Below are 20,394 nucleotides of genomic sequence, written 5' to 3'. Positions count from 1 at the left end.
ACATCTGATTTTAGAATTCCAATTATATCCGGAAACTCATCCTTCAATTATGAGCTTCCGGATAATAAAATTAATATAAAGGATTTTGAGTCAATTTTTTATTGACATTCAATTCACGTAACGGTACCGGCCATAAATAATCTCTATCCGGATTAAATTTACGAACTTCCGTCTTAATTGTTGCCAAATTTCCTTTGTCATCAACATATGTTATTCCGTAAGTCTGCCCGGGAAGAACATCTTCTGCAATTTTCCATCTCCGTATATCAAAATATCTTATTCCTTCCAGAGGAAATTCAACTTTCCTTTCCTGACGTACAATCTCCCTCAATTCCGACTGACTCTTACCGGCTGTATATTCCGGCATTCCCGCTCTTTTACGAATTGCATTGATTGCATCATAAACAGACTGATCAATATCATTTGTCTCTATTTTAGCTTCTGCATACGAAAGCAAGACCTCTGCATAGCGAATCAAAATAATATTATTATGGCAATTGCTGTTACTTTCCGCCAGATCTTCAGGATTTACATATTTCAGAAAATTAAATCCAGTACGGGAAGTACTCGTATTCCCATTATCTACGGCATCCGTTCCTATCGGTTCTTGATTAGGTAGCGGATTAAATATACTACCGTTAGGCATAATCGCACCCGGAGTCAATATGGTTGCTTTCAGACGTGGGTCTCTCCCCTCGTATGGATTATAGGGATCATAACCAGATGAAGGATCTGTAATAGCTTTCCCGTTCGACATTTCATAAGAGTCGACCAAACTTTTCAAAGGAACAACACTTCCATCTCCAAAACAGGAACGGGGACTGAACATTTTACTTAAATCGTTACTATAAGTTGTTGCAATATACTGTTTGTCAAAAATAATTTCACTACAATTTTCCCCGGCGTATTTAAACAGTTTTTCATAACTAGGATATAATGAATAGAGTCCCATATCCATAATTTCTTTAGCAACAGCCTTTACTTCCGCATATTTATTTTCTCTTAAATAAGCACGCATCAACATAGCTCTGGCCGCACCTTTTGTGACCCGTCCGATATTAGCCGCATCGTATTTTTCCGGCAGATATTGGATAATATCCTTTAATTCTGTAATGACATAATTAAAAACCTGATCTTTTGGAGTACGTTCCATTTCTCCTGTCTTTAAATCCAATGTCGTTGTTACCAACGGAACATCCCCCCATAAAAACATGATATCCGAATAAGTCATGGCACGAATAAAACGAGCCTCCGCACACAAACGATTTTTAAGTTCGGGAGAAATTGATTCTATCCTGTCGATATTCTCCATAAAATAATTCACCCGCTGGATCGATTCGTAAGCAGTCTTCCATTTATCAGAAGTCCATGTCCATAATTCTGCATCTTGTGAGCCATTTCCCAACAAATGAGCCTTTCCCCAGGATAATTCATTCCAGGCAAGATCGGTTGCACAATCAAGATACATATAATCTGTACCGGGAATAGTACGGTATATACCATTAACAGCCATGATAGCATCTGTTTCTGTTTTCCAAAAATAACTATCGATAATACGGTCTGTAGGCTCAGTATCTAACGATTCACAAGCACTGAACAGAAATGGCAGTAAAATTGTGCCCAACAAATAATTTATTCTTTTCATAATTTGATGCATTAAAAGGTTATATCAATTCCTGCAGACAATGTTTTTATTTGAGGGTAATAATTACCTCTGCTTATACTTGAATTATCCGGGTCTGCAGAACCTATTTCCGGATCATACACACAATCAGTCAAAGTAAACAGATTTGTTCCCGACAGATAAACACGACATTGGCTGGCTCCTATCTTTTTAATTATCTGAGTAGGTATATTATAACCTATCTGTAAATTTTTCAAACGGAGATAAGATGAATTACGTACCCAAAAATCAGAAGGAGCATTACTCGGACCTGACTTTTGCCACATAACAAGCGGATATTTACCATTTGGATTATTTTCGGGATGATAACGATCTGCCCATTCTTCCCAGATAAAACCACCCCAAAAAGGTCCGTCTGTTACACCACCGGAACAAATAGATTTATTCTTCAGTACACCCTGAAAGAACGCATCAATATAAAATCCTTTATATTCGACATTCAAATTCAAACCATAAGTATACCGAGGTATGGTTCCCCCTAAGTCAACCTTATCTTTATCATTCAGTATACCATCCTTGTTTCTGTCTCTGAATTTGGGAGATCCGACTTTTGCTGCTGTATTGACTACCGGATAGCCGTTATCAAAATCTTCCTGCGTCATTAATCCCATATATTCGTATCCCCAAAGTGTATTCATAGCATATCCCTCTCCTCGAATATATTTTTCATTTACTATCTGAGGTTGAATGCCTCCTAAACTCACTATTTTATTCCTTACATCAGACAAATTCGCAGAAACAGCATAGTTCACATTTCCTATTTTATTACGATGTGAAACGGCAATCTCCCATCCCTTATTTTCTACCGAACCTACATTCTGTGTGGGAGCATCCAAGCCGATCAAATAAGGAATATCTACTTTTAAAAGAATGTCATCTGTCTTCTTATAGAAGTATTCACCTGAAAAACTAAACAGACCATTCAGCATATCCAAATCCACACCTACATTCGTTACAGTAGAAGTTTCCCAAGTTATATATTGGTTTGCCAATGAAGTCATTGCCGCACCATTTACCAACTGTCCTCCAAACGTATAAGGTTGTGTGACACCCACTGTTTGATAATATTGATATAAGTCAATATCCTGATTACCCAACTGTCCCCATGAGCCACGTAATTTCAGATTATCAATCGCTTTTATATTTTTCATAAACGACTCTTCTGAAATTCGCCAACCGGCAGAAAATGAAGGAAAGAATCCCCATCTATGTCCATCAGCAAAACGCGAAGAACCGTCATAACGGAAATTTGCTTCTAACAGATAACGGTCATTGATATTATAGTTCACACGTCCAAATAAAGATTTCAAAACCCATTTAGAAGATTTTCCATTATTGGTCCGTGTCGTTAAATCACCCAAGTCCAATTCCTGCAAGTCGTTATATGCAAAATATTTACGAGATGCTTTAATCTCATTCGAATTATCTACAGTTTCCTGATAACCAATCAATCCGCTCAATTCGTGAATACCGAATTTCCGTTTATAATCCAATGTTATATTTTTATCGATATTAGTATGTCCGTTTCTCACTTCTTCCAACGAGTTTTCCCATTTACCTATTTGTGAGCCGGTATAATAATCTTTAAATACATGTTCATTGGCATAATTTTTACCTTCCGCATTGTCGATATAAGCACTAAAACGTCCTTTTAAATGCAATGCTTCTATAATTTCCCAATCAGCAGAAAGACTTGCCATAAAATTATTCTTTTTGGTATCGCAATAACCCGATTCATAAATATTAGCAGCCGGATTTCCTTTTGAAGAAGCGTATGTATATGATCCATCCGGATAATAAGGGGTTGTTGTCCACATCAAATCACTATAATACATCCAATATACATCGTTCGCCTTGTACGGTTTTGTATTATCTTTCCGGATAAAACTTAAATCAGCAGAGACTGTTAATTTATCATGCAATTTATAGTCATTATTCAAACGAATAGAATAACGCTTATTATTCACATTATCTATAACCCCATCCTGATTCAGATAATTCAAAGACAACCGGAATTTATTTTTTTCACTTCCTCCAGTTATACTCAACGCATGTTGCTGTTGAGGTGCATCCTGGAAAATGAAATCAATCCAGTTTGTCCATGGGTATTTAAATGGATCTTCCCCGGATAATGTTTTTTGGATATATTCATCATTAAAGCGGGGAGAGTTTCCCATATTTGTATACGCTTCATTAATTATATCCATATATGTAGCCGCATCGACACTTTTAGGGAAACGTGTTGGTTTCTGAACAGAATAATTAAAATTATAATTAATTGTCAGTTTTTTATCCGAACCACGTTTGGTCGTTACCAAAATAACGCCGTTAGCTGCACGTGAACCATAAATTGATGCCGATGCAGCATCCTTTAATATAGATACTGATTCTATATCTTGCGGCAGTACATCGTTCATACTGGAAACAGGTACATTGTCTACCAGAATCAAAGGATTTGATTTTCCCAAAGTTCCTATTCCGCGAATATTGATGCTGGAACTTTCATTTCCCGGTTCTCCTCCCTTATCTATAATAGTTAGCCCCGGAGCCATCCCCTGAAGTGCAGTAGTCGAATTATTAAAAGTTCGTTCATTAAGTACCTCACCTTTTACACTACTTACGGCACCAGTCAGATTCACTTTTTTCTGTGTACCGTAACCAATAACGACTACTTCATCCAGCAATTGGTTATCCTCAGACATTTTGACATCAATATGTGTCTGGTTACCAACAACGATTTCTTTCATGTTGTAACCGATATATGAGAACTGTAATACCGAACCTGTAGGAACTTCTATTGAATAATTACCATCAACATCCGTTACAGTTCCATTTGTCGTACCTTTTACTACAATACTAACCCCAGCCAAAGGTCCCATATTATCTGTAACACTTCCGGTTACGGTTTTCCCCACCTGCTGTTCAACCACATACGAGGGACTAGCTAACATACTTAGCGGATACCCGCCCATTGATAAGAAAAGAAAATAAAAGCATCCTTTTCTCAATCTGTAAACAAATTGCTTGTTTTTCATAAACTTATAGATTTAATAAATACTAAATGTCCAAACCTAACTCTATTAATTTTTTCTTTACAACCGCACGTTCAGCATCTTTGAATTTGTGAAACGGCTCCGCCATATAATCACTGCAAACGCCCAGTAGATTCAAAGCTGTCTTTACGCCTTTGATATAACTGGATGCATATTTTCCAATATTATAGAGAGAAAGACTAACCCGTAAAACTTGTGATTGCAGCTCCGCCAATTTTTCAAAATCTTTACTCGCTGCTGCATCATAAAGGGCAACATACAACTCTGGAAAAAGATTGGCTCCTCCGTTCACTCCTCCATGACCGCCCATCAAAATAACCTCCGCAGTCATCTCTTCCGGACCACATAATAAAGTAAACTCAGGCTTATTTCTAAGTAAATAGATTAGTTTCTGAAAATAAACGCCATTGGCCGAACTATCCTTCAACCCGATAATATTGGGATTCTCAGACAAAGCCAAAACAGTCTCCGGCTCAATCATAACTTTCACATGAGAGGGCATATTGTAAAGGAATAAAGGCAAAGGCAATTGATTCGCCAGATCGTTATAATACTGGATCAATTCTGCCTGACCAGGAGCAAAATAGTAAGGGGGAGCAGCAACCAAAGCATCGGCGCCATACAAGGCCGCATTCGCAGCTAGTAATAAAGATTCGGAAAAACTCGTATCCGTAATTCCGACCAATACCGGAATACGTTTCTCTACAATCCGACACGTTTCCTTTATCAGTTCTTTTCTGACATTATAACTGATATTCTGGGCTTCTCCGCTGGTACCCAAAATAAAAACACCGGAAACACCTCCTTTGATCATACGATTCAAAAGATTTTCCAATCCAATGACATCTAACGTATCATTATCTATCATGGGAGTAATAACTGGAGGTATAATACCTCGTAATGGTTTAGTAAACATAGATGATTATTTATATAAAGGTCCAAAATTCTTACATGCACGGTAATCAGCACCCTCCGGATCAGAGCCAAACGCATTCCAGGCTGAAGGACGGAAAATATTTTCCTCCTCCACATTATGCATACAAACAGGAATTGATAACATAGAAGCCAAAGAAATCAGGTCAGCCCCTATATGTCCGTAACTAATAGCACCATGGTTAGCCCCCCAATAATTCATCACAGAATATACATTTTTAAAATGTCCTTTTCCTGTCACTCTAGGGACAAAGAATGTCGACGGCCAGGTTTTATCCGTCCGCTTATTGATTATATCAAATACATGATCCGGAAACGTAGCAGTCCAGCCTTCTGCAATTTGCAATACAGGACCTACCCCTTTTACTAAATTCAGACGACACATGGTAACGGGCATTCCTGAACGAGTGAGAAAATTAGAAGAATATCCATTTCCACGAAAATATTCCAAAGAAGCCGGATACCAGGTCGTAGCTTGTAACATTTTATCCACTTCTTCATCTGTAATTTCCCAATAGGGTTTCATAACAGGTAAACCATTCTCATCAGTTTGTTGTCCTGTTCCATCTAACGTCGTTGAACCCGAGTTTATTAAATGGATAGCTCCATCCGACAAAAGTCCGTCCGGCTTCCATCCACTAACACGTTCTATAGCTTCAGGACTCCAATATGTTCTGACATCAGAAAATATCTGCGCACGATTTGTCAATAAATAACCGAATAACATAGATATACCATTGAGATGATCATCTTCTGTAGCAAATGGTATCGGGGCACGTTTTCCATTCCAATCGAATGAAGAATTCAGAATAGCTTCGGAAAAATCACCATTTGGTAAAAAGTCCGTCCATTGTCGTTGCCCCTGAAATCCACCAACAATCGCATTATGCCCCATTGCTTCTTCTTCATATCCCATATCCCAAAGTTTGGAATTACCAAACATCAGATCACGCATAATGATCGTCATTTTAACAACAAACTCCCAGTCTGCATCTTTCTGTTCACGTGTTTTACGGATAGATTCCGGATTATAATCCTCTCCTTCCCGGATCATGCAGTTCTTCTTTGTCCACTCTAACGCTTTTTTATATTCATCATCATCATAAATATTCAGTTGAATACGCCGAAGTAGTTCCGAGCAATCCACATATTCTGTACGCATACCTAAGTATTCCTGCAAAAAATCCGGATTAACAATAGATCCGGCAATCCCCATAGAAACAGAACCAATAGCCAAATAAGATTTACCTCGCATCATGGCAACAGCCAGGCCCGCTTTAGCAAAACGCAATAACTTATCTTTTACATCAGACGGAATTTCAGTATCCGTTACATCCTGAACATCTTTACCATAAATACCAAAAGCGGGCAATCCCTTTTGATTATGAGCCGCTAAAGCAGCCGCCAGATACACAGCTCCCGGACGTTCTGTTGCATTGAATCCCCAAATCGCCTTTGGTATTGAAGGATTCATATCAATCGTTTCTGAGCCGTAACACCAACAAGGAGTAACAGACAAAGAAAGTCCAACCCCTTCTCTCTCAAATTTTTCGGCACAGTCCGCAGCTTCTTTTACACCACCAATACAAGTATCGGCTATAACACATTCTATAGGAGAGCCATCCGGATAATATAGTGTTTCACTATACAATTTTGCAACCCGGATAGCTAATCCCATTGTCATCTTTTCTAAGGATTCGCGAATACCACGACGCCGCCCATCAATTATAGGACGAATACCAATTTTAGGATAGCAGTTTTTCATGATTTTATAAACCAGTAATTAATTAAACGATTAACTCCACAAGGCACACTATTTCTTTCTTATCAAAATTCTATTTAATTAAACGATTAACTTTAATAGGTAAAAAATATATCCCCGTATGTTTTGTTTGCAAATATATTTAAGTTAAACGATTAATTAATAACTTCATTACATGTTATAGAACAGATTTCTTACTTTTTTGATAAAATTCTACAACTACATAGAAAGACGTAAAGAACTACCTTTACGGACAGCTCCTTTCATTCTCCTCAAAATCCATATTTCATAAACAGATCCACCTTTACTAAATTCCATAAATTATTACGATGTTTTCGTAAATCACCTGTTAACTATTGGGAATTTATTCATAACTTGCCAAGAATTAAATCTGTGTACCCTTTAAATAATAATGTATCATGAGAAAATACATTTTCATCTTTTCCATAATCTGCCTTTCTTGCCAGCATAAGACAGAAACGCTCAATAATGAAAAACTACTTGTTGAAATACAGGTAGAAAATGGTTTGAAAAATAAAGTCGAAGAACTGAAGTTAAGTGATGTTGCAGCAGATATCGAGATTATTCCGTTGGAAACCAATAACGAAAGCGTAATCGGATACATTTTCAATATGGCTACCGGAAATGAAAGCCTGATATTTAATGAAATGAATCGTGTCAGCCGTTTTAGCAGAACTGATGGAAAATTTATAAATACCATAGGCAAATTGGGGACAGGACCTACTGATTTTTATTATTGCGAAGGAGTCGGCCTGGATGAAAGCAAGCAATATATTCATCTGTTCACTTCACCGGAAATAAAAACATACGACTTCACCGGAGATTTTGTAAAATCAGTAAAAGTAGCCTTTCCCGGTGCATCTATGAGTGCCGAGGCAAATCCGGGACGTGATACCCGAACTTATCTTTATTTCAACAACAGACATATTTTACGGAGAATGCTTCCTGTATTTGACGGTACCAAAGATATCTGGCAGTTAGCCATGACAGACACGACCGGGCATTATTTTGCTAAATACAGTGAACCAAGCTGTGTTATGTACCAAAATGAACTAAACAAATATAATTCGGGAGGAAAAGGCTTTGAACCGGAACAAGTCGGTTATATGTGGGGAGCTAACAGCCCTGTCCTGAATCGTTATTATAATCATGTGAATTGCCTGTTCGACTCAAATGATACGATTTACCGTTACAGTGAGAAAGAAAACGCATTGTCTCCCCGGTACATCCTGCGTTGCGGCGAGCGCCCCAGCTTTCAGGATATGCATCAGTTGAATAAACCCTGGGACTATTTTAAATACATATTTGTAGTAGATGTTTTAGAAACTAAAGATTTCCTTTATCTGGTTGCGGAAAAAGACCGTTCATCTTACCTGCTGCAAGTCGACAGAAAAAGCAGTTCGATCCAAGCTATTGAAAATAAGGGGGAAATAAAAGAAAGTAAATTTATGAATGTAAGACATCGTAAAGTTTCCAATCCTCAATTTACCAACGACCTTTGTGGAGGCTTACCCTTTTATCCCCGTAGTCAGACTAATAACCAATGGATCGCTTTATATGAGGCTGCTGACCTATTAGAACAAATAGATACAGACAATCTAAAAAATTCCGATGTCTTACTTCCTAAGAAACGTGACCAACTTGTACAGATTTTACAAACTTTAAAAGAAGATGATAATCCGATAGTGATGATCGTGACACTGAAGTAGGCCTTAATCGAGAGCCCACTGCTTCATCTCATACATATCCAGATACTCTTCCCATTCGGGATCGACTTCCGTATAAATAGAAATAGGTAACAGGTCGAACGGAGCGAGTGCCTCGTTCAGACGTTCGCCGAAAACGCGGACTGTACGGGTGTAGAAAACCCATATCTTCTCTCCTGCCCCGGTATAAACAGCGGTAAGGATGGAGAGTTTATCTTTTTCCATGGCTTTGCGTAAAGTTTCCTGTACGCTCTCCATCTGTTCGGCAAGTGCGTCTATGGGCATTCCTTTCTCATCCCCTTCATATTTCCAGGTTATTTCAACACGCTCCTTGAATTTACCGGACTGGATAAATTCCGTCAGTTCATCGCGTCCGCTTACTGTTACCAAATGCCCGTCTTCATCTTCCGACAAGGCTGTGAACCATTCATTACTTAATCTCATATATTTTATTCTTTGTTATTCATATTTTATACGATTACAAAGATAGATAAAGTATTTCATACTGGTCTGACTGATTATTACAATAAAATGACTTAAATTCAGATAGGGCATAAACCTTTTAATCCTACTTTTGTTGCACATAAAAAAAGAACATCACATGATCAAAAATCCTGCTGCCGATAATCGGCTTGTCTGGCTTGACGTTATTCGTTGTGTAGCCATGTTAATGGTGATCGGTGTACACTGCATCGACCCTTTTTACATTTCACCAACCATGAGGGCGATCCCGGAGTACACACACTGGGCCGCTGTTTACGGCTCGCTTTTCCGGCCTTCCGTACCTTTATTCGTTATGATGACCGGATTATTATTGTTACCGGTAAAAGAGCAACCACTAGGAACCTTCTATAAGAAAAGGATATTTCGCGTATTATTCCCATTTCTCATCTGGTCGGTACTATACAGTATGTTCCCCTGGTTTACGGGAGTACTTGGCTTACCTAAAGAGATCATCGGTGATTTCTTCTGCTATACACAGGGCCATGAATCACAAAACCTGATGGATTCATTAAAGGATGTCGCCATGATTCCTTTCAACTTTAGCCATAAGGAAAATCATATGTGGTATATTTACCTGTTGATTGGACTTTATCTTTACATGCCTTTCTTCTCCGGCTGGATCGGGAAAAACAACCGGAAGACACAACAAGCATTTCTGCTTATCTGGGTCATCTCTTTATTCATTCCCTACCTGAGAGAGTATGTATCCAACTGGCTTTTCGACAGAGACGGATATTTGTTCGGTACAGATACCTGGAATGAATTCGGCATGTTTTATTACTTCGCAGGGTTCATCGGTTTTCTTCTGCTGGGCCATTATGTGAAAGAAGGGAACAACTGGAGTCTTCCGAAAACACTCCTGATCTGCGCCGTTATGTTTATTGCCGGCTACTATATAACATATACCGGATTCAGCACTACTGCCGAAAATCCGAATGCAACGGAAACGGAGATGGAGTTATATTTTACATTCTGTAGTCCGAATGTCTTACTGCTGACTTTATCTATGTTTTTACTATTACAGAAAGCGGTAATCAATAACCCGATAGTCATCAAGGCTTTGGCTAATATGACAAAATGCGGATTCGGGATTTATATGGTACACTATTTTCTGGTAGGGCCATTTTTCCTGTTGATCGGGCCGTCTTCATTACCGATTCCTTTGCAGGTACCTCTTATGGCTGTGCTTATCTTCCTTTGCAGTTGGGCATTCACAGCTCTGGTATACAAGATCGCTCCTAAAAAGGCACATATTATTATGGGGTAACAAAAAGGCCCCATAAGTTTTATTTCTAACTTTTGGGGCACATTCCACTTTAACCCGAAAAATGGGAAAATCTACAATAGCTTTTTCAGCTCTTCTATATCCGGCAAAGCGTTGCGAAGTCGCTCCGGCATATCTTTGGACGCACGGTAAGTAGCAACTCCCATCGGCTTGTTATAATCACGAACTGCAAATTCCACAAAAGTTTGATTCATTTCTCTGCAAAGGATTATTCCGATAGAAGGATTTTCATGCGGCTTTCTGATATATGTATCTAAGGCAGATAAATAAGTATTTAGTTGCCCCAAATAGGATGTACGGAATTTACCGGATTTCAGTTCGATCGCAACCAACGAATTAAGTTCCCGGTTGAAAAAGAGCAAATCAATGAACATTTCTTCTCCTGCAACCTCCATGCGATATTGATTGCCTATAAAGCTAAAATCTTGTCCGAGGGTCATTATAAACTTCTTCACGTTGGCAACAATCGCCTTTTCTACTATTTTTTCGTCTAAATCCTCTTCTCGTTCATCTAATTCCTCTACGTTGATGAAATCAAGCAAATATTCATCTTTAAATGAACAAACAGCTTTTAGCCTCTGCTTGGTATCGGGCAAAGTTTGTGCAAAATTGTTAGGTAAAGTTCCACGATGATTATAAAGATCTGCCTTTAAGTAATCCCTTAAAGCATATTTACTCCAATAGTGAGTGGCGCACTCATGTATATAAAACAGCCTTGCTTCCAAAGTCTTAGCTTTGGATATAATTTCGGTATGATGACTAAAGCCTATTGAAAGGAAGTCACCCCAATTAAATTCATCAGCCGTTGGCTGATGAATTTCTATAAGAAGCAATTTTTCATTCAACACCAAATCATCAGCCGTTGGCGGATGATTTAACACTTTATCCCATTCCTCATAAAAAATACGCATATTTCTTATGCTTGTTGCTGAAAATCCCCTTAGTCCCGGCAGTTCTTTCTGCAATATGGAAGAAATCTGTTCTATAGCTCCTTTCCCCCAAAAGTCTTTACGGGAATTTACCGACACATAACGTCCGATACCATAATAAAGAGACAGTTGCTCCTTGTTCACTGATGCAACTGCACGATACTGACTACGGAGTATAGCTTCTTTTATAACTTGTACAGCTTCTCTATAATTCTGATTTATATCCATTTGCATTTTGTTATTATTGACAAAAATACACAATAATACTATTTCTACGACAATAACACATCATTTGTTTTCATTCAACTCTTTTTTCCGTTTCTTCCACAGCTGCCAGCTATTAAATATATTCTGCCACACATTATACATACAGCATAATATAGCTCTGATTATCAAAGTAAAAGCCCACCTATTACTAATAGTGGGTAACAAAATAGTAACAAAAAAAACGAAGAAATCGCTTTGCGGTGGGCTTCATGTGCAAAGGTAACAAAAGCTCTCTAACCATAAAAGCAAAACTGGCGAAAAGAAGAATACTGTTTTTCTTTTCGCCAGCATATATAATTTGCTGTCAATAGAAATTAGTTTAGTCCGTTTTGGATATATAGACAAAAACACAAACTAAACTTGTGTTTATAATAACTTTTTCAACTTATCTATGACATATCTTCCAATGCAGAGAACTTTGAATGATTTAGGTAACAGATATTTGGATGTTTTAATTAGAATGTCCCTTTTTTACACCTAATATCTATCTAAGAAATCTTACTTTTGTTTGATAATTAAAACAGAATGGAGAAAATTCAAGTAATACAACCTACCAAATTGCTCGCTCCTTATATAAAGCAATATTGGCTTTTAAGGATAGATGATGTAAAGCAAGGCTTTCAACGTTCTATCCCGGCAGGTTGTGTAGCACTTGTTTTTCATAAAGGGAACAAAATTATTTCTTCTTTTCATAAGGGAACGCAGCCACATTACAAATAGGGTAAATTTCAATAATGGATTGTTTTGATGAAAAAAACTCTTCAATATTTAGACTTACTGACATAGGGCTGTCATAGAAGACGCTATCTTTGTATCAAAAAGTATTCAACTTAATATTATAGAATATGAAAAGATTATTTTTATGCTCATCATTTGCTGATGTTGCTAATCTATTTGTCGATTGTGCCAAAGAAGATTTGCAAGGGAAAATTATAGCTTTTATACCAACTGCAAGCCTTACAGAACCAATACGATTCTATGTAAAAAAGGGGAAAAAGGCTTTAGAAGAAGCAGGAATGATTGTTGAAGAAGTCGAGATTACCCAACTGCCCAAAGAGGAAATATCTTCTATATTACATAAATGCGATTATATCTACATAACAGGTGGAAATACATTTTTCCTTTTGCAAGAGTTAAAAAGAAAAGGTGTTGATAAAATTATATCTAAACAAGTGAAATTGGGTAAACTGTATATTGGGGAATCTGCCGGAGCAATAATAGCCTCTCCCGATGCAGAATATATGAGAAGTGTGAATTTTGATCCAATAGAAAAGGCTCCTGAATTGAAAGACTGTACTTCTTTAGATTTGGTCGATTTTTATACGATTCCCCATTATGGAAATTTTCCATTCAAGAAAAAAGGTGAAAAGATAGTTCAACTATATAATGAGAAGTTGCAGCTTATTCCTATAAGTAATAAACAAGCTGTTATTATTGAAGATTCAAATATTCAAATTAAAGATGCAAAATGAATAGAATAGACCGTATTTCTGCTATATTGATTCAGTTACAATCGCACTCGTTAGTGAAAGCACAGCAAATTTCAGAACGTTTTAATATAAGCATTCGCACTGTATATCGAGATATAAGAACATTGGAAGAGGCAGGCATTCCTATCATAGGAAATCCCGGTATTGGTTATTCACTTGCAGAAGGATTCAAATTATCTCCTCTAATGTTTACTCAAAAAGAGGCTTTGTCCTTTTTGATTGCAGAGAAATTAGTACATGAACTAACTGATTCAAATAGCAACGAACATTATAAGTCTGGAATAGAAAAGATTAGGTCTGTCATGCGTTTTGCAGACAAAAATATGTTAGAAACAATGGAAAAGTGCATGTCTGTATTGGATACTTATAAATCATCGACCTATAAACCTGATATTCTTTTACTTATTTTACAAAGTATATACCAAAAAAGAATTATTGAAATATCTTATTTGGGAAGTAATGCGTTAAGTGTTTCAGAACGAAAGATTGAAGCTGTTGGAATTTTCTTTTCGAGAACTAACTGGTATCTAATAGGCTTTTATCTTCCCAAAGAAATCTATCTTACATTTCGGATAGATAGAATTCAAAAAATGCACATTCTTAATGAATTACAATCACGGGAGCATCCTCCTTTGGAAAAATTCATACGCGAGTTTTACGATAAAGAAAAATTACATGAAATCGTTATAAGAATAGAAAAGAATAAAACCTCCATAATGAATGATGATAAATATTATTACGGATTAACATCTGAGAAAGAGATAGGGGATATGTTTGAACTTCATTTTCTAACATTTTCAATCAGTAAGTTTGCACATTGGTATCTGTCTTTTGCAGATAGTGCAACTATAATAAGACCAGATTCTTTAAAATATGAAGTTAAAAATATTATCAATAACATTTCTATTTGATTGCTGCCAAATAGTATTTTTAATCGACTCAATGAAAAAAATATTCGACCAAAGATTTTTCCGCTTATTGTCGGAATGCTCACAACGTAAAGTGTCTGCATCTGAATTTGCAGAAGCTATCGAAGAATTGGCGACCCATGTAGCCAATTTTAGTATCAATGAGCAGGATTACAACGTTTTACTACGTTATTTTTCCTTTGGTTTGCACCGTCTTAAATCGTATCGTGTACGGTTTGAGCAAGAAAAAAATGCCCCATCTGCATCTAATTGATGAAGCGATAGGACTTTTGAACACTGAAATACGCCTTATCGAGTGGCGCATCAAATACCCGGAACAGCTACAGCAACGTATCAACAAACAGCCCCTTTCCCCTCTCTATCTCGCAGACAAGACAACCCTTATCAACATCATGGAAATGGTAAGCGGTCTGTTCCTCTCCAAAAACATCGTGTATCAGAACGGCAAGCCCGCCTACTTGGTGGACTTGGCGAAAGCCTTTGAATGGCTGTTCAACATCAAGATAGGCGACTGTTACCAAAAACATGAGGACGTGATAAAACGAAAGCCGGGCAAACTGACCGGGTTTCTTAATGGATTGGTAGAACTTATCAAAAAGGAACATGACAAGAAAGGATATAGATAATCAGTGACTTATGATTTATTTATAGGGGATTCCATTAGTTCCCCCGTAATTTCTTTGCGCCTATTTTCTGAACTTTGCTTCATCAATTGATTGACAGACAAGAATGTATAATCAGAAAAATGAAGCAATCATGTATATAGACAATGACGATTTCAGCGTATGGATGCAGAAGCTGTACGCCAAGCTGGAAGAACTCTGCAAGGATGTACGGGTACTACGCAATGCGGACAAGGTACTACCCGAAGATGACAACCTATTGGATAATCAAGACTTGTGTTTATTATTCAAAGTAAGTATCAAAACTCTGCAACGCTACCGGGCTATCGGTGCGCTGCCTTACTTCACTATCAGCGGAAAAGTGTATTACAAGGCTTCCGATGTCCGGGAGTTTATTAAAGAACGGTTCAGCGTCACCACGCTACGCCAGTTCGAGAAAGAACACTGTACGAAGAAAAAGAAGTGAATCTGAAAAGCCGGAACGGTGAATGTACTTCATCTGTTCCGACTTTCCCTGCTTATGGCTTACCCAACTTATCGGCTTCTTTCTTTAGCTGTTCGGCTTGCTCATTCAACAGCCTTGCACGTTCCAGTGCTTCTGCCTGCTTTTGGATGCGATATTCAAAATCCATCACTGAATCGGTCAAACTTCGGATAAAACCGTTATCCCGTTGCCACTTGAACTTGTTTTCCAGCATATCAAAAGTTTCCCCGTCTGCCTGTCCTTGCATCAGCAAATAGCGGTATTTCATATCGTTGTCCTGCAACTGCTGCATACGTTCAGCCAAACGGACATTCAAGAATATGGAAACGGAACAGACGACCAGCACTGCCGAAAAAACAAACAATCCCGGACGAATCCAAGAAGTGACCTTGTTGTAAATCCGTTGATAGAACGGTAAGGGCGTAGCTTCCTCTTTATCCGTCTTGCAAGAGCCCAAAGTATCAATCATTACCTTGAAACAACGGTAAGTTTCCAATGTTATTTTCTTGGTGTCCTCTATGTTCTTCTGCTGACCTTGCATCCTGCTCCTTATGTCGTCAAGTTGGCTTTGAATAACCCGCAACTTTTCTTCGGGAACAGCCGAATTACTGTGCAGTTCCGACAACGCTTGTTCGATTGCTCCCAGCCGTTCGAGAGTTTCCTCCCGACTGGCTGGCGTTGCCTGTGCTTCCTGCTTCTCTTTCAGTTCCGTAACCATAGAGAGAAGCCCCTCTAAAATCAAATTATCTTCCATGTCTTTACAGTTTAAGTTGTTTTTTCTTTTTCTTCTTCTTTCTCAAATTAAAATTAGGTTCTTCATCCACTGGGGGAGAAGAAGCGGAAAACAGACCGAGCGAACCAGTTATCAACGGACTGTCAGCCTTGCCCGGTGCAAGTGCTTGCTCCCGAACGGGCGCGAAAGTTGTTTGCCGTTGGCTTCCGGCAACATTCATTCCTGCATACCCGAAACATTTGTCCAGTTTGGAAAAACTGAAACTCCGGTCTATCTCCGAACCCTTGAACGTGTATTCACCTTTGGAAAAGGATATGCCCTGTATCTCGTCGGTCTGTCCCTTTCGTTTGAACCGGACGGTAATACCCTTTTCTGCTAACCGCTCCTGTAACTGCTGCCAGTTACGGGATTTGCCGATTTCGTTCTTCACAGCCGTGTAAATCTCGTATTTCGACTTGTCCGGCTCTTTCAGTCGGTGCTGCTTTACCTGTTCTTTTCCACCAGCGAAATAAAGCCCGTGTTTGGCTTTCAGCTTCTTGCATACCTGTTCGTTACGGTACATATCGTTCCTGTCCGAAATGGTCTTGCCGTTATTGTCTATGCGGTTGAACACGATATGCACGTGCGGATGTTCCCGGTCTTGATGACGCACGATGATATACTGCGTATCGGTGATTTTCATTTCACGCATATACTCCTGCGCAAGTTGTACCATCTTCCCGTCTGTCAATTTGGGCGCATCCACTGTCGAATAACTTAACGCAATATGTCCGACAGGCTTCTTCAAATCGGGATTCATCCCGGTCTGCATACAGAAGCTGCGGATTATATCACCCCGGCTTTCAGTCAGAACCCCGTCCGCATGAAGCAAAACCGCCTGCTCCTTGCCAAGCACATAGTTCACACAGCCCTTAAAACCGCTTCCCTTTTTTATTTTTCCAATCATCCGACAAATGGTTTATGATTCCAATAATCCTGTTTTTGAGCTTCACCAGTTCCACCGCCACCAGTGCGAAACCTCCGGCATTCGCCCGGTGCGCCAACTGGTTGATGTTGTTGGCTTCCCCTGCCAGTTTGCGGATGGTGTCCGCATCCTGCCTGTTCAGCCGGGGTATGACCTCTGCCGAAACAACCGCCTGCCTTACATACTCACTGACACGCAACCCGGCTTCCCCGGCTCGCTTCCTGATGGCGTAATACTGCAACTCGGTCAGTTTCGTACTGACAACCCGTTGCTGCTTCTCTATCCGTTTCTTTGCCGGACGTCCCCCCGGCTTGTCCTTTATACTCGTCATGGTTTTTTACGTTTGAATGGTGTCTTAAAAATTGCGACCAACGGGAGAAATTTTCTTTGCGGTGAGCAAAGCAAGGTAGTTTCGGTTTACCGAAACATAACCTTGCTCTCCAAATAAACCGCCAGCCGTTGATAGTCCTGCCGGATTAAATGCCCCTGCCTCTCTTTTGTCTTGAGGCGGCACGTTGTCCGGTTTCCTGCTTCGTTTCCTGCACTTGGCTGGCTTCGTTTTTCTGTTCCTGCTTCCTGCCGCACAGATAATCGTTCAAGTCCGAATATCCCCTATAATTGTGCGAGAAGTCACGCACACGGTAGGAGTATTCCAATTCGATAGCCCGTGTCGCTTCATATCCAGCCTTGTCATTGTCAAGCATACAGTGGATGCGTTCATACGGGTACAGCACGTCAATGGCTTTCGGCACGTTGACAGTCGAATTAAGAATGACATAGTCCTGTCTGTCAAGGTCGGGCATGGTCGGGCAGTTCTTCATCCGGAGCGTGAGGAAAGAAAGATAGTCCATAAACCCCTCGAATACCAAACACTTCTCTCTCGGCTCTCCCTGCTGCCGTATATGGGTGATGTCTTTCGGGGCAATGCAGCCTTTGAAAAAGGAATTGCGAACCTCGTAACCTCCTGCCATGTTCGGGAAACCGATAGCAAAGAACGGTCTGCCGTTATTGGTAAAATGGAGTTCCTTACATTCTCTTTTTGCCAGTTCGACATTGATACCCCGTCCCTGCAAATAACGGAGCAATGCCGGATGGATAAGGTCACGGACTTCCAAATGCTGGAAGCTCGGTTCTGTCCTACGCTGGGGAAAAGAAAAACTGACCGGACGGACGTGCGGTGTCTGTTCCGCTATCCGGTTTAAAAGGTATGGCAAGCTGTCTGAACAATAGAGTTCCTTTGCCAGTGCGATGATGTTGCCGCCCTTGCCTGCGCCAAAGTCATACCAAAGGTTGCGGTCAGTGTTCACCTTGAAAGACGGTTCGTGTTCCTCCCTTAACGGTGATTTGTACCATAAACCGTTACCCTGCTGCTTGACAGGAGAGTAACCTAAACTGTGCAGATAGTCTGCGATGGGTATTTGTTTCACATCTTCGATGTTCATAACATTTTCTTTTTGGGGATTAAAAAATAGTTGAAAAGTGCACCAGTCCTGTTTAGTCCGTTATATATACACCCGTACCATACTAAACCTGCCTGTTCCGATACTGGGAAATAGTAAGTCCGTTCCTCTTGTATATACACCCGGACTAAACCAAACTGACTTTTAATAATGGAAATCGGGATTATAGCGGTAGCCCTTGCCCTCTTTCACAATCATGCGCTTGTTCACAAGAAACTTGTTAAGCGACACAAGAACATTGCGTCCACGCTCGTAACCGATACTCGCATAACCCTGTTTCAATGCCGCTATGACATTGGAATAGCCTTGTACCACCTGCTTGCCGAAACCGTTCTCCAACGCTTCCCGGTGTTGCTGTTCAGTCAGTTCCGTAAGCGAAAAGTTCCTGTCCTGCTTAGGTTGTTGGAATACATAATCATCCACGATTTCGGGTAAAGCGTTGTCATTGATACGGAATGCGAACGGGTCAAATTCCCGGTCACGTATGTGCATCGCCTTTACCTCGCTTATGTTGCCGTCCTGCTGGCTTTTCGTGATTTGCAGGACGGTTTCAGCCTTGTTGTTCAGTTCCGTACCGATATGCCCCCTTGTGTTGTCATCCCCCTTATTCAAATGCAGAACAGTGTGGATATGCAGGTTATATCCGCTTGACCAGCGCATCAAGAGGTTGATTAGGTCGGTTGATTCGCTGGGGCTGTTGATGTCATACATCAAGTCACGGATTCCGTCAATGATGAGCAACCCCACATCGGGCATATTTTCAAGCATATAGCCGATAATCTGTTTCCGCTTGTCGGGGGTCTGCTCCCTTAGCACGATGAAAACAAAATCGTCCCTGTCCTTGTCGGTAGGCAGTCCGGCAAGTCGCAAAATACGCTCCATGACCTTATGGCAATGGTATTTGCTCTGCTCGGTATCTACATAGAGGATTTTCCGCTTGTTCGGTGGCAGATATGCCGAATACTTCAGTACCTCGTCATTCTTCAACGCCGCCGCAACGATGGCGGAAATGTTGAATGTCTTTTTGCTCTTGGCTTTTCCTGTGGATGCGCTGAAATTACCCAGCGTGCCAATGGTAGAGCCGTTCACCCAGAGTATTTCGGGCGGCACTTCGTAAGTGTCCGTCACCTTTAGATGGATGGTTTTCCAAAGGGCTGCAAAATCCTCTTTCTGCATGGTGACATCCTGCCCGGCTTCTGTCGCTTTTCTATTTTCCATAGCCGCTATTTCTTTAAGGGACGGTTAAGGATATATTTCTGCGCTTCCTGCTCTATCTGCGCCTGCGTCTTCACCGGGTTCTGACGCAACCACGCTTCTAATTCCGCTTTCTCAAAATAAAGCATTTTGCCCTGCGGCTTGTAATGGGGTATCAAGTTACCCGAAGTCAGCTTGTACAGGTAACTTTTTGAAAGGTTCAAGAACTTGCTCGCTTCATCAAAACTAAGCACATTCTTTGAAAGGAACACTAAATTTTCGAGTTCTGCAACTCGCTTCTCAATACTTGTTTCCATATAACAAAAGTATTTGCGTTAGACAATATGGAGTGCATGCCCTCCAGTTTCTTGTA

The 20,394-nt window shown here is 39.9% G+C and carries 20 protein-coding genes; 8 read left to right on the top strand and 12 right to left on the bottom strand.

Annotation, left to right across the window (positions count from 1 at the left end):
• Nucleotides 1-70: 70 nt before the first annotated feature.
• The 4 genes from NBH14_RS17860 to NBH14_RS17845 are packed head-to-tail and all read right to left on the bottom strand — an operon-like array spanning nucleotide 71 to nucleotide 7,435.
• Complete coding sequence (locus tag NBH14_RS17860; protein WP_186960572.1) at nucleotides 71-1,645, bottom strand: RagB/SusD family nutrient uptake outer membrane protein; 1,575 nt, start codon at nucleotides 1,643-1,645, stop codon at nucleotides 71-73.
• An 11-nt stretch (nucleotides 1,646-1,656) separates the two neighbouring features.
• A complete protein-coding gene (locus NBH14_RS17855) occupies nucleotides 1,657-4,719 on the bottom strand; it encodes a SusC/RagA family TonB-linked outer membrane protein (RefSeq protein WP_186960573.1) in 3,063 nt (1,020 codons plus the stop codon).
• Between the two features lie 22 nt (nucleotides 4,720-4,741).
• On the bottom strand, nucleotides 4,742-5,653 hold the full coding sequence (locus tag NBH14_RS17850; protein ID WP_186960574.1) for a dihydrodipicolinate synthase family protein: 912 nt from the start codon (nucleotides 5,651-5,653) through the stop codon (nucleotides 4,742-4,744).
• Between the two features lie 6 nt (nucleotides 5,654-5,659).
• Nucleotides 5,660-7,435 (bottom strand): L-fucose isomerase, encoded by a 1,776-nt coding sequence (locus NBH14_RS17845; protein WP_186960575.1) that lies wholly within the window; start codon nucleotides 7,433-7,435, stop codon nucleotides 5,660-5,662.
• Between the two features lie 416 nt (nucleotides 7,436-7,851).
• Between NBH14_RS17845 and NBH14_RS17840 the strand changes: the two genes are divergently transcribed.
• Nucleotides 7,852-9,162 carry a DUF4934 domain-containing protein gene (locus NBH14_RS17840; protein ID WP_186960576.1) on the top strand — a complete coding sequence of 437 codons (1,311 nt, stop codon included), beginning with the start codon at nucleotides 7,852-7,854 and terminating at the stop codon, nucleotides 9,160-9,162.
• 3 nt (nucleotides 9,163-9,165) lie between these two features.
• Here the strand turns inward: NBH14_RS17840 and NBH14_RS17835 are convergent, their stop codons facing one another.
• Nucleotides 9,166-9,603: a DUF695 domain-containing protein gene (locus NBH14_RS17835; RefSeq protein ID WP_186960577.1), complete on the bottom strand. Its 438-nt coding sequence runs from the start codon at nucleotides 9,601-9,603 to the stop codon at nucleotides 9,166-9,168.
• Between the two features lie 157 nt (nucleotides 9,604-9,760).
• On the opposite strand from NBH14_RS17835, the gene NBH14_RS17830 reads away from it, so the two are divergent.
• Nucleotides 9,761-10,930, top strand: a complete 1,170-nt coding sequence (locus tag NBH14_RS17830; RefSeq protein WP_186960578.1) for an acyltransferase — start codon at nucleotides 9,761-9,763, stop codon at nucleotides 10,928-10,930.
• A 71-nt stretch (nucleotides 10,931-11,001) separates the two neighbouring features.
• On the opposite strand, the gene NBH14_RS17825 is transcribed toward NBH14_RS17830, so the two are convergent.
• On the bottom strand, nucleotides 11,002-12,105 hold the full coding sequence (locus tag NBH14_RS17825; RefSeq protein WP_186960579.1) for a PDDEXK nuclease domain-containing protein: 1,104 nt from the start codon (nucleotides 12,103-12,105) through the stop codon (nucleotides 11,002-11,004).
• Nucleotides 12,106-12,669: 564 nt separating this feature from the next.
• Here NBH14_RS17825 and NBH14_RS28835 point away from each other — a divergent pair.
• From NBH14_RS28835 to NBH14_RS17800, 6 genes are all read left to right on the top strand, one after another.
• Nucleotides 12,670-12,864 carry a DUF6597 domain-containing transcriptional factor gene (locus NBH14_RS28835; RefSeq protein ID WP_049129949.1) on the top strand — a complete coding sequence of 65 codons (195 nt, stop codon included), beginning with the start codon at nucleotides 12,670-12,672 and terminating at the stop codon, nucleotides 12,862-12,864.
• A gap of 125 nt (nucleotides 12,865-12,989) precedes the next feature.
• A complete protein-coding gene (locus NBH14_RS17820) occupies nucleotides 12,990-13,616 on the top strand; it encodes a Type 1 glutamine amidotransferase-like domain-containing protein (protein ID WP_004315354.1) in 627 nt (208 codons plus the stop codon).
• A complete protein-coding gene (locus NBH14_RS17815; RefSeq protein ID WP_004315355.1) occupies nucleotides 13,613-14,545 on the top strand; it encodes a helix-turn-helix transcriptional regulator in 933 nt (310 codons plus the stop codon). The genes NBH14_RS17820 and NBH14_RS17815 overlap by 4 nt, the downstream gene beginning before the upstream one ends.
• Nucleotides 14,546-14,576: 31 nt before the next feature.
• Nucleotides 14,577-14,816, top strand: a complete 240-nt coding sequence (locus NBH14_RS17810; RefSeq protein ID WP_004315356.1) for a hypothetical protein — start codon at nucleotides 14,577-14,579, stop codon at nucleotides 14,814-14,816.
• Nucleotides 14,770-15,189 (top strand): RteC domain-containing protein, encoded by a 420-nt coding sequence (locus NBH14_RS17805; RefSeq protein ID WP_008770715.1) that lies wholly within the window; start codon nucleotides 14,770-14,772, stop codon nucleotides 15,187-15,189. Before NBH14_RS17810 ends, NBH14_RS17805 begins: the two co-directional genes overlap by 47 nt.
• 130 nt (nucleotides 15,190-15,319) lie before the next feature.
• Entirely contained in the window at nucleotides 15,320-15,652 is a 333-nt protein-coding gene (locus tag NBH14_RS17800) for a helix-turn-helix domain-containing protein (RefSeq protein ID WP_008997282.1), read from the top strand.
• Between the two features lie 52 nt (nucleotides 15,653-15,704).
• On the opposite strand, the gene NBH14_RS17795 is transcribed toward NBH14_RS17800, so the two are convergent.
• The 6 genes from NBH14_RS17795 to NBH14_RS17770 all read right to left on the bottom strand — a co-directional run bounded on the left by NBH14_RS17795 (nucleotide 15,705) and on the right by NBH14_RS17770 (nucleotide 20,338).
• On the bottom strand, nucleotides 15,705-16,424 hold the full coding sequence (locus tag NBH14_RS17795) for a hypothetical protein (RefSeq protein ID WP_103877822.1): 720 nt from the start codon (nucleotides 16,422-16,424) through the stop codon (nucleotides 15,705-15,707).
• A gap of 4 nt (nucleotides 16,425-16,428) precedes the next feature.
• The gene (locus tag NBH14_RS17790) at nucleotides 16,429-17,349 is read right to left on the bottom strand and encodes a relaxase/mobilization nuclease domain-containing protein (RefSeq protein WP_004315360.1); all 921 of its coding nucleotides are present in this window, start codon (nucleotides 17,347-17,349) and stop codon (nucleotides 16,429-16,431) included.
• The gene (locus NBH14_RS17785; RefSeq protein WP_004315361.1) at nucleotides 17,315-17,698 is read right to left on the bottom strand and encodes a MobC family plasmid mobilization relaxosome protein; all 384 of its coding nucleotides are present in this window, start codon (nucleotides 17,696-17,698) and stop codon (nucleotides 17,315-17,317) included. Before NBH14_RS17785 ends, NBH14_RS17790 begins: the two co-directional genes overlap by 35 nt.
• A gap of 145 nt (nucleotides 17,699-17,843) precedes the next feature.
• Nucleotides 17,844-18,809, bottom strand: coding sequence for a DUF8464 domain-containing protein (locus tag NBH14_RS17780; protein WP_004315363.1), 966 nt, complete (start codon nucleotides 18,807-18,809; stop codon nucleotides 17,844-17,846).
• A gap of 162 nt (nucleotides 18,810-18,971) precedes the next feature.
• A complete protein-coding gene (locus tag NBH14_RS17775) occupies nucleotides 18,972-20,045 on the bottom strand; it encodes an AAA family ATPase (RefSeq protein ID WP_004315364.1) in 1,074 nt (357 codons plus the stop codon).
• A gap of 5 nt (nucleotides 20,046-20,050) precedes the next feature.
• Nucleotides 20,051-20,338, bottom strand: a complete 288-nt coding sequence (locus NBH14_RS17770) for a helix-turn-helix domain-containing protein (protein ID WP_005802192.1) — start codon at nucleotides 20,336-20,338, stop codon at nucleotides 20,051-20,053.
• Nucleotides 20,339-20,394 lie beyond the last annotated feature (56 nt).

Source organism: Parabacteroides caecihominis, assembly GCF_023656785.1.
In the GTDB taxonomy this organism is placed as follows: domain Bacteria; phylum Bacteroidota; class Bacteroidia; order Bacteroidales; family Tannerellaceae; genus Parabacteroides; species Parabacteroides segnis.
The sequence above is the reverse complement of the archived record's forward strand: the minus strand, read 5'-3'. Positions and strand labels throughout refer to the sequence as shown.

Bases quoted from the DNA above. Each gene is read 5' to 3' on its own strand.
- NBH14_RS17860 (WP_186960572.1), bottom strand. From the start codon at position 1,645: ATGAAAAGAATAAATTATTTGTTGGGCACAATTTTACTGCCATTTCTG.
- NBH14_RS17855 (WP_186960573.1), bottom strand. From the start codon at position 4,719: ATGAAAAACAAGCAATTTGTTTACAGATTGAGAAAAGGATGCTTTTAT.
- NBH14_RS17850 (WP_186960574.1), bottom strand. From the start codon at position 5,653: ATGTTTACTAAACCATTACGAGGTATTATACCTCCAGTTATTACTCCC.
- NBH14_RS17845 (WP_186960575.1), bottom strand. From the start codon at position 7,435: ATGAAAAACTGCTATCCTAAAATTGGTATTCGTCCTATAATTGATGGG.
- NBH14_RS17840 (WP_186960576.1), top strand. From the start codon at position 7,852: ATGAGAAAATACATTTTCATCTTTTCCATAATCTGCCTTTCTTGCCAG.
- NBH14_RS17835 (WP_186960577.1), bottom strand. From the start codon at position 9,603: ATGAGATTAAGTAATGAATGGTTCACAGCCTTGTCGGAAGATGAAGAC.
- NBH14_RS17830 (WP_186960578.1), top strand. From the start codon at position 9,761: ATGATCAAAAATCCTGCTGCCGATAATCGGCTTGTCTGGCTTGACGTT.
- NBH14_RS17825 (WP_186960579.1), bottom strand. From the start codon at position 12,105: ATGGATATAAATCAGAATTATAGAGAAGCTGTACAAGTTATAAAAGAA.
- NBH14_RS28835 (WP_049129949.1), top strand. From the start codon at position 12,670: ATGGAGAAAATTCAAGTAATACAACCTACCAAATTGCTCGCTCCTTAT.
- NBH14_RS17820 (WP_004315354.1), top strand. From the start codon at position 12,990: ATGAAAAGATTATTTTTATGCTCATCATTTGCTGATGTTGCTAATCTA.
- NBH14_RS17815 (WP_004315355.1), top strand. From the start codon at position 13,613: ATGAATAGAATAGACCGTATTTCTGCTATATTGATTCAGTTACAATCG.
- NBH14_RS17810 (WP_004315356.1), top strand. From the start codon at position 14,577: ATGAAAAAAATATTCGACCAAAGATTTTTCCGCTTATTGTCGGAATGC.
- NBH14_RS17800 (WP_008997282.1), top strand. From the start codon at position 15,320: ATGTATATAGACAATGACGATTTCAGCGTATGGATGCAGAAGCTGTAC.
- NBH14_RS17795 (WP_103877822.1), bottom strand. From the start codon at position 16,424: ATGGAAGATAATTTGATTTTAGAGGGGCTTCTCTCTATGGTTACGGAA.
- NBH14_RS17790 (WP_004315360.1), bottom strand. From the start codon at position 17,349: ATGATTGGAAAAATAAAAAAGGGAAGCGGTTTTAAGGGCTGTGTGAAC.
- NBH14_RS17785 (WP_004315361.1), bottom strand. From the start codon at position 17,698: ATGACGAGTATAAAGGACAAGCCGGGGGGACGTCCGGCAAAGAAACGG.
- NBH14_RS17780 (WP_004315363.1), bottom strand. From the start codon at position 18,809: ATGAACATCGAAGATGTGAAACAAATACCCATCGCAGACTATCTGCAC.
- NBH14_RS17775 (WP_004315364.1), bottom strand. From the start codon at position 20,045: ATGGAAAATAGAAAAGCGACAGAAGCCGGGCAGGATGTCACCATGCAG.
- NBH14_RS17770 (WP_005802192.1), bottom strand. From the start codon at position 20,338: ATGGAAACAAGTATTGAGAAGCGAGTTGCAGAACTCGAAAATTTAGTG.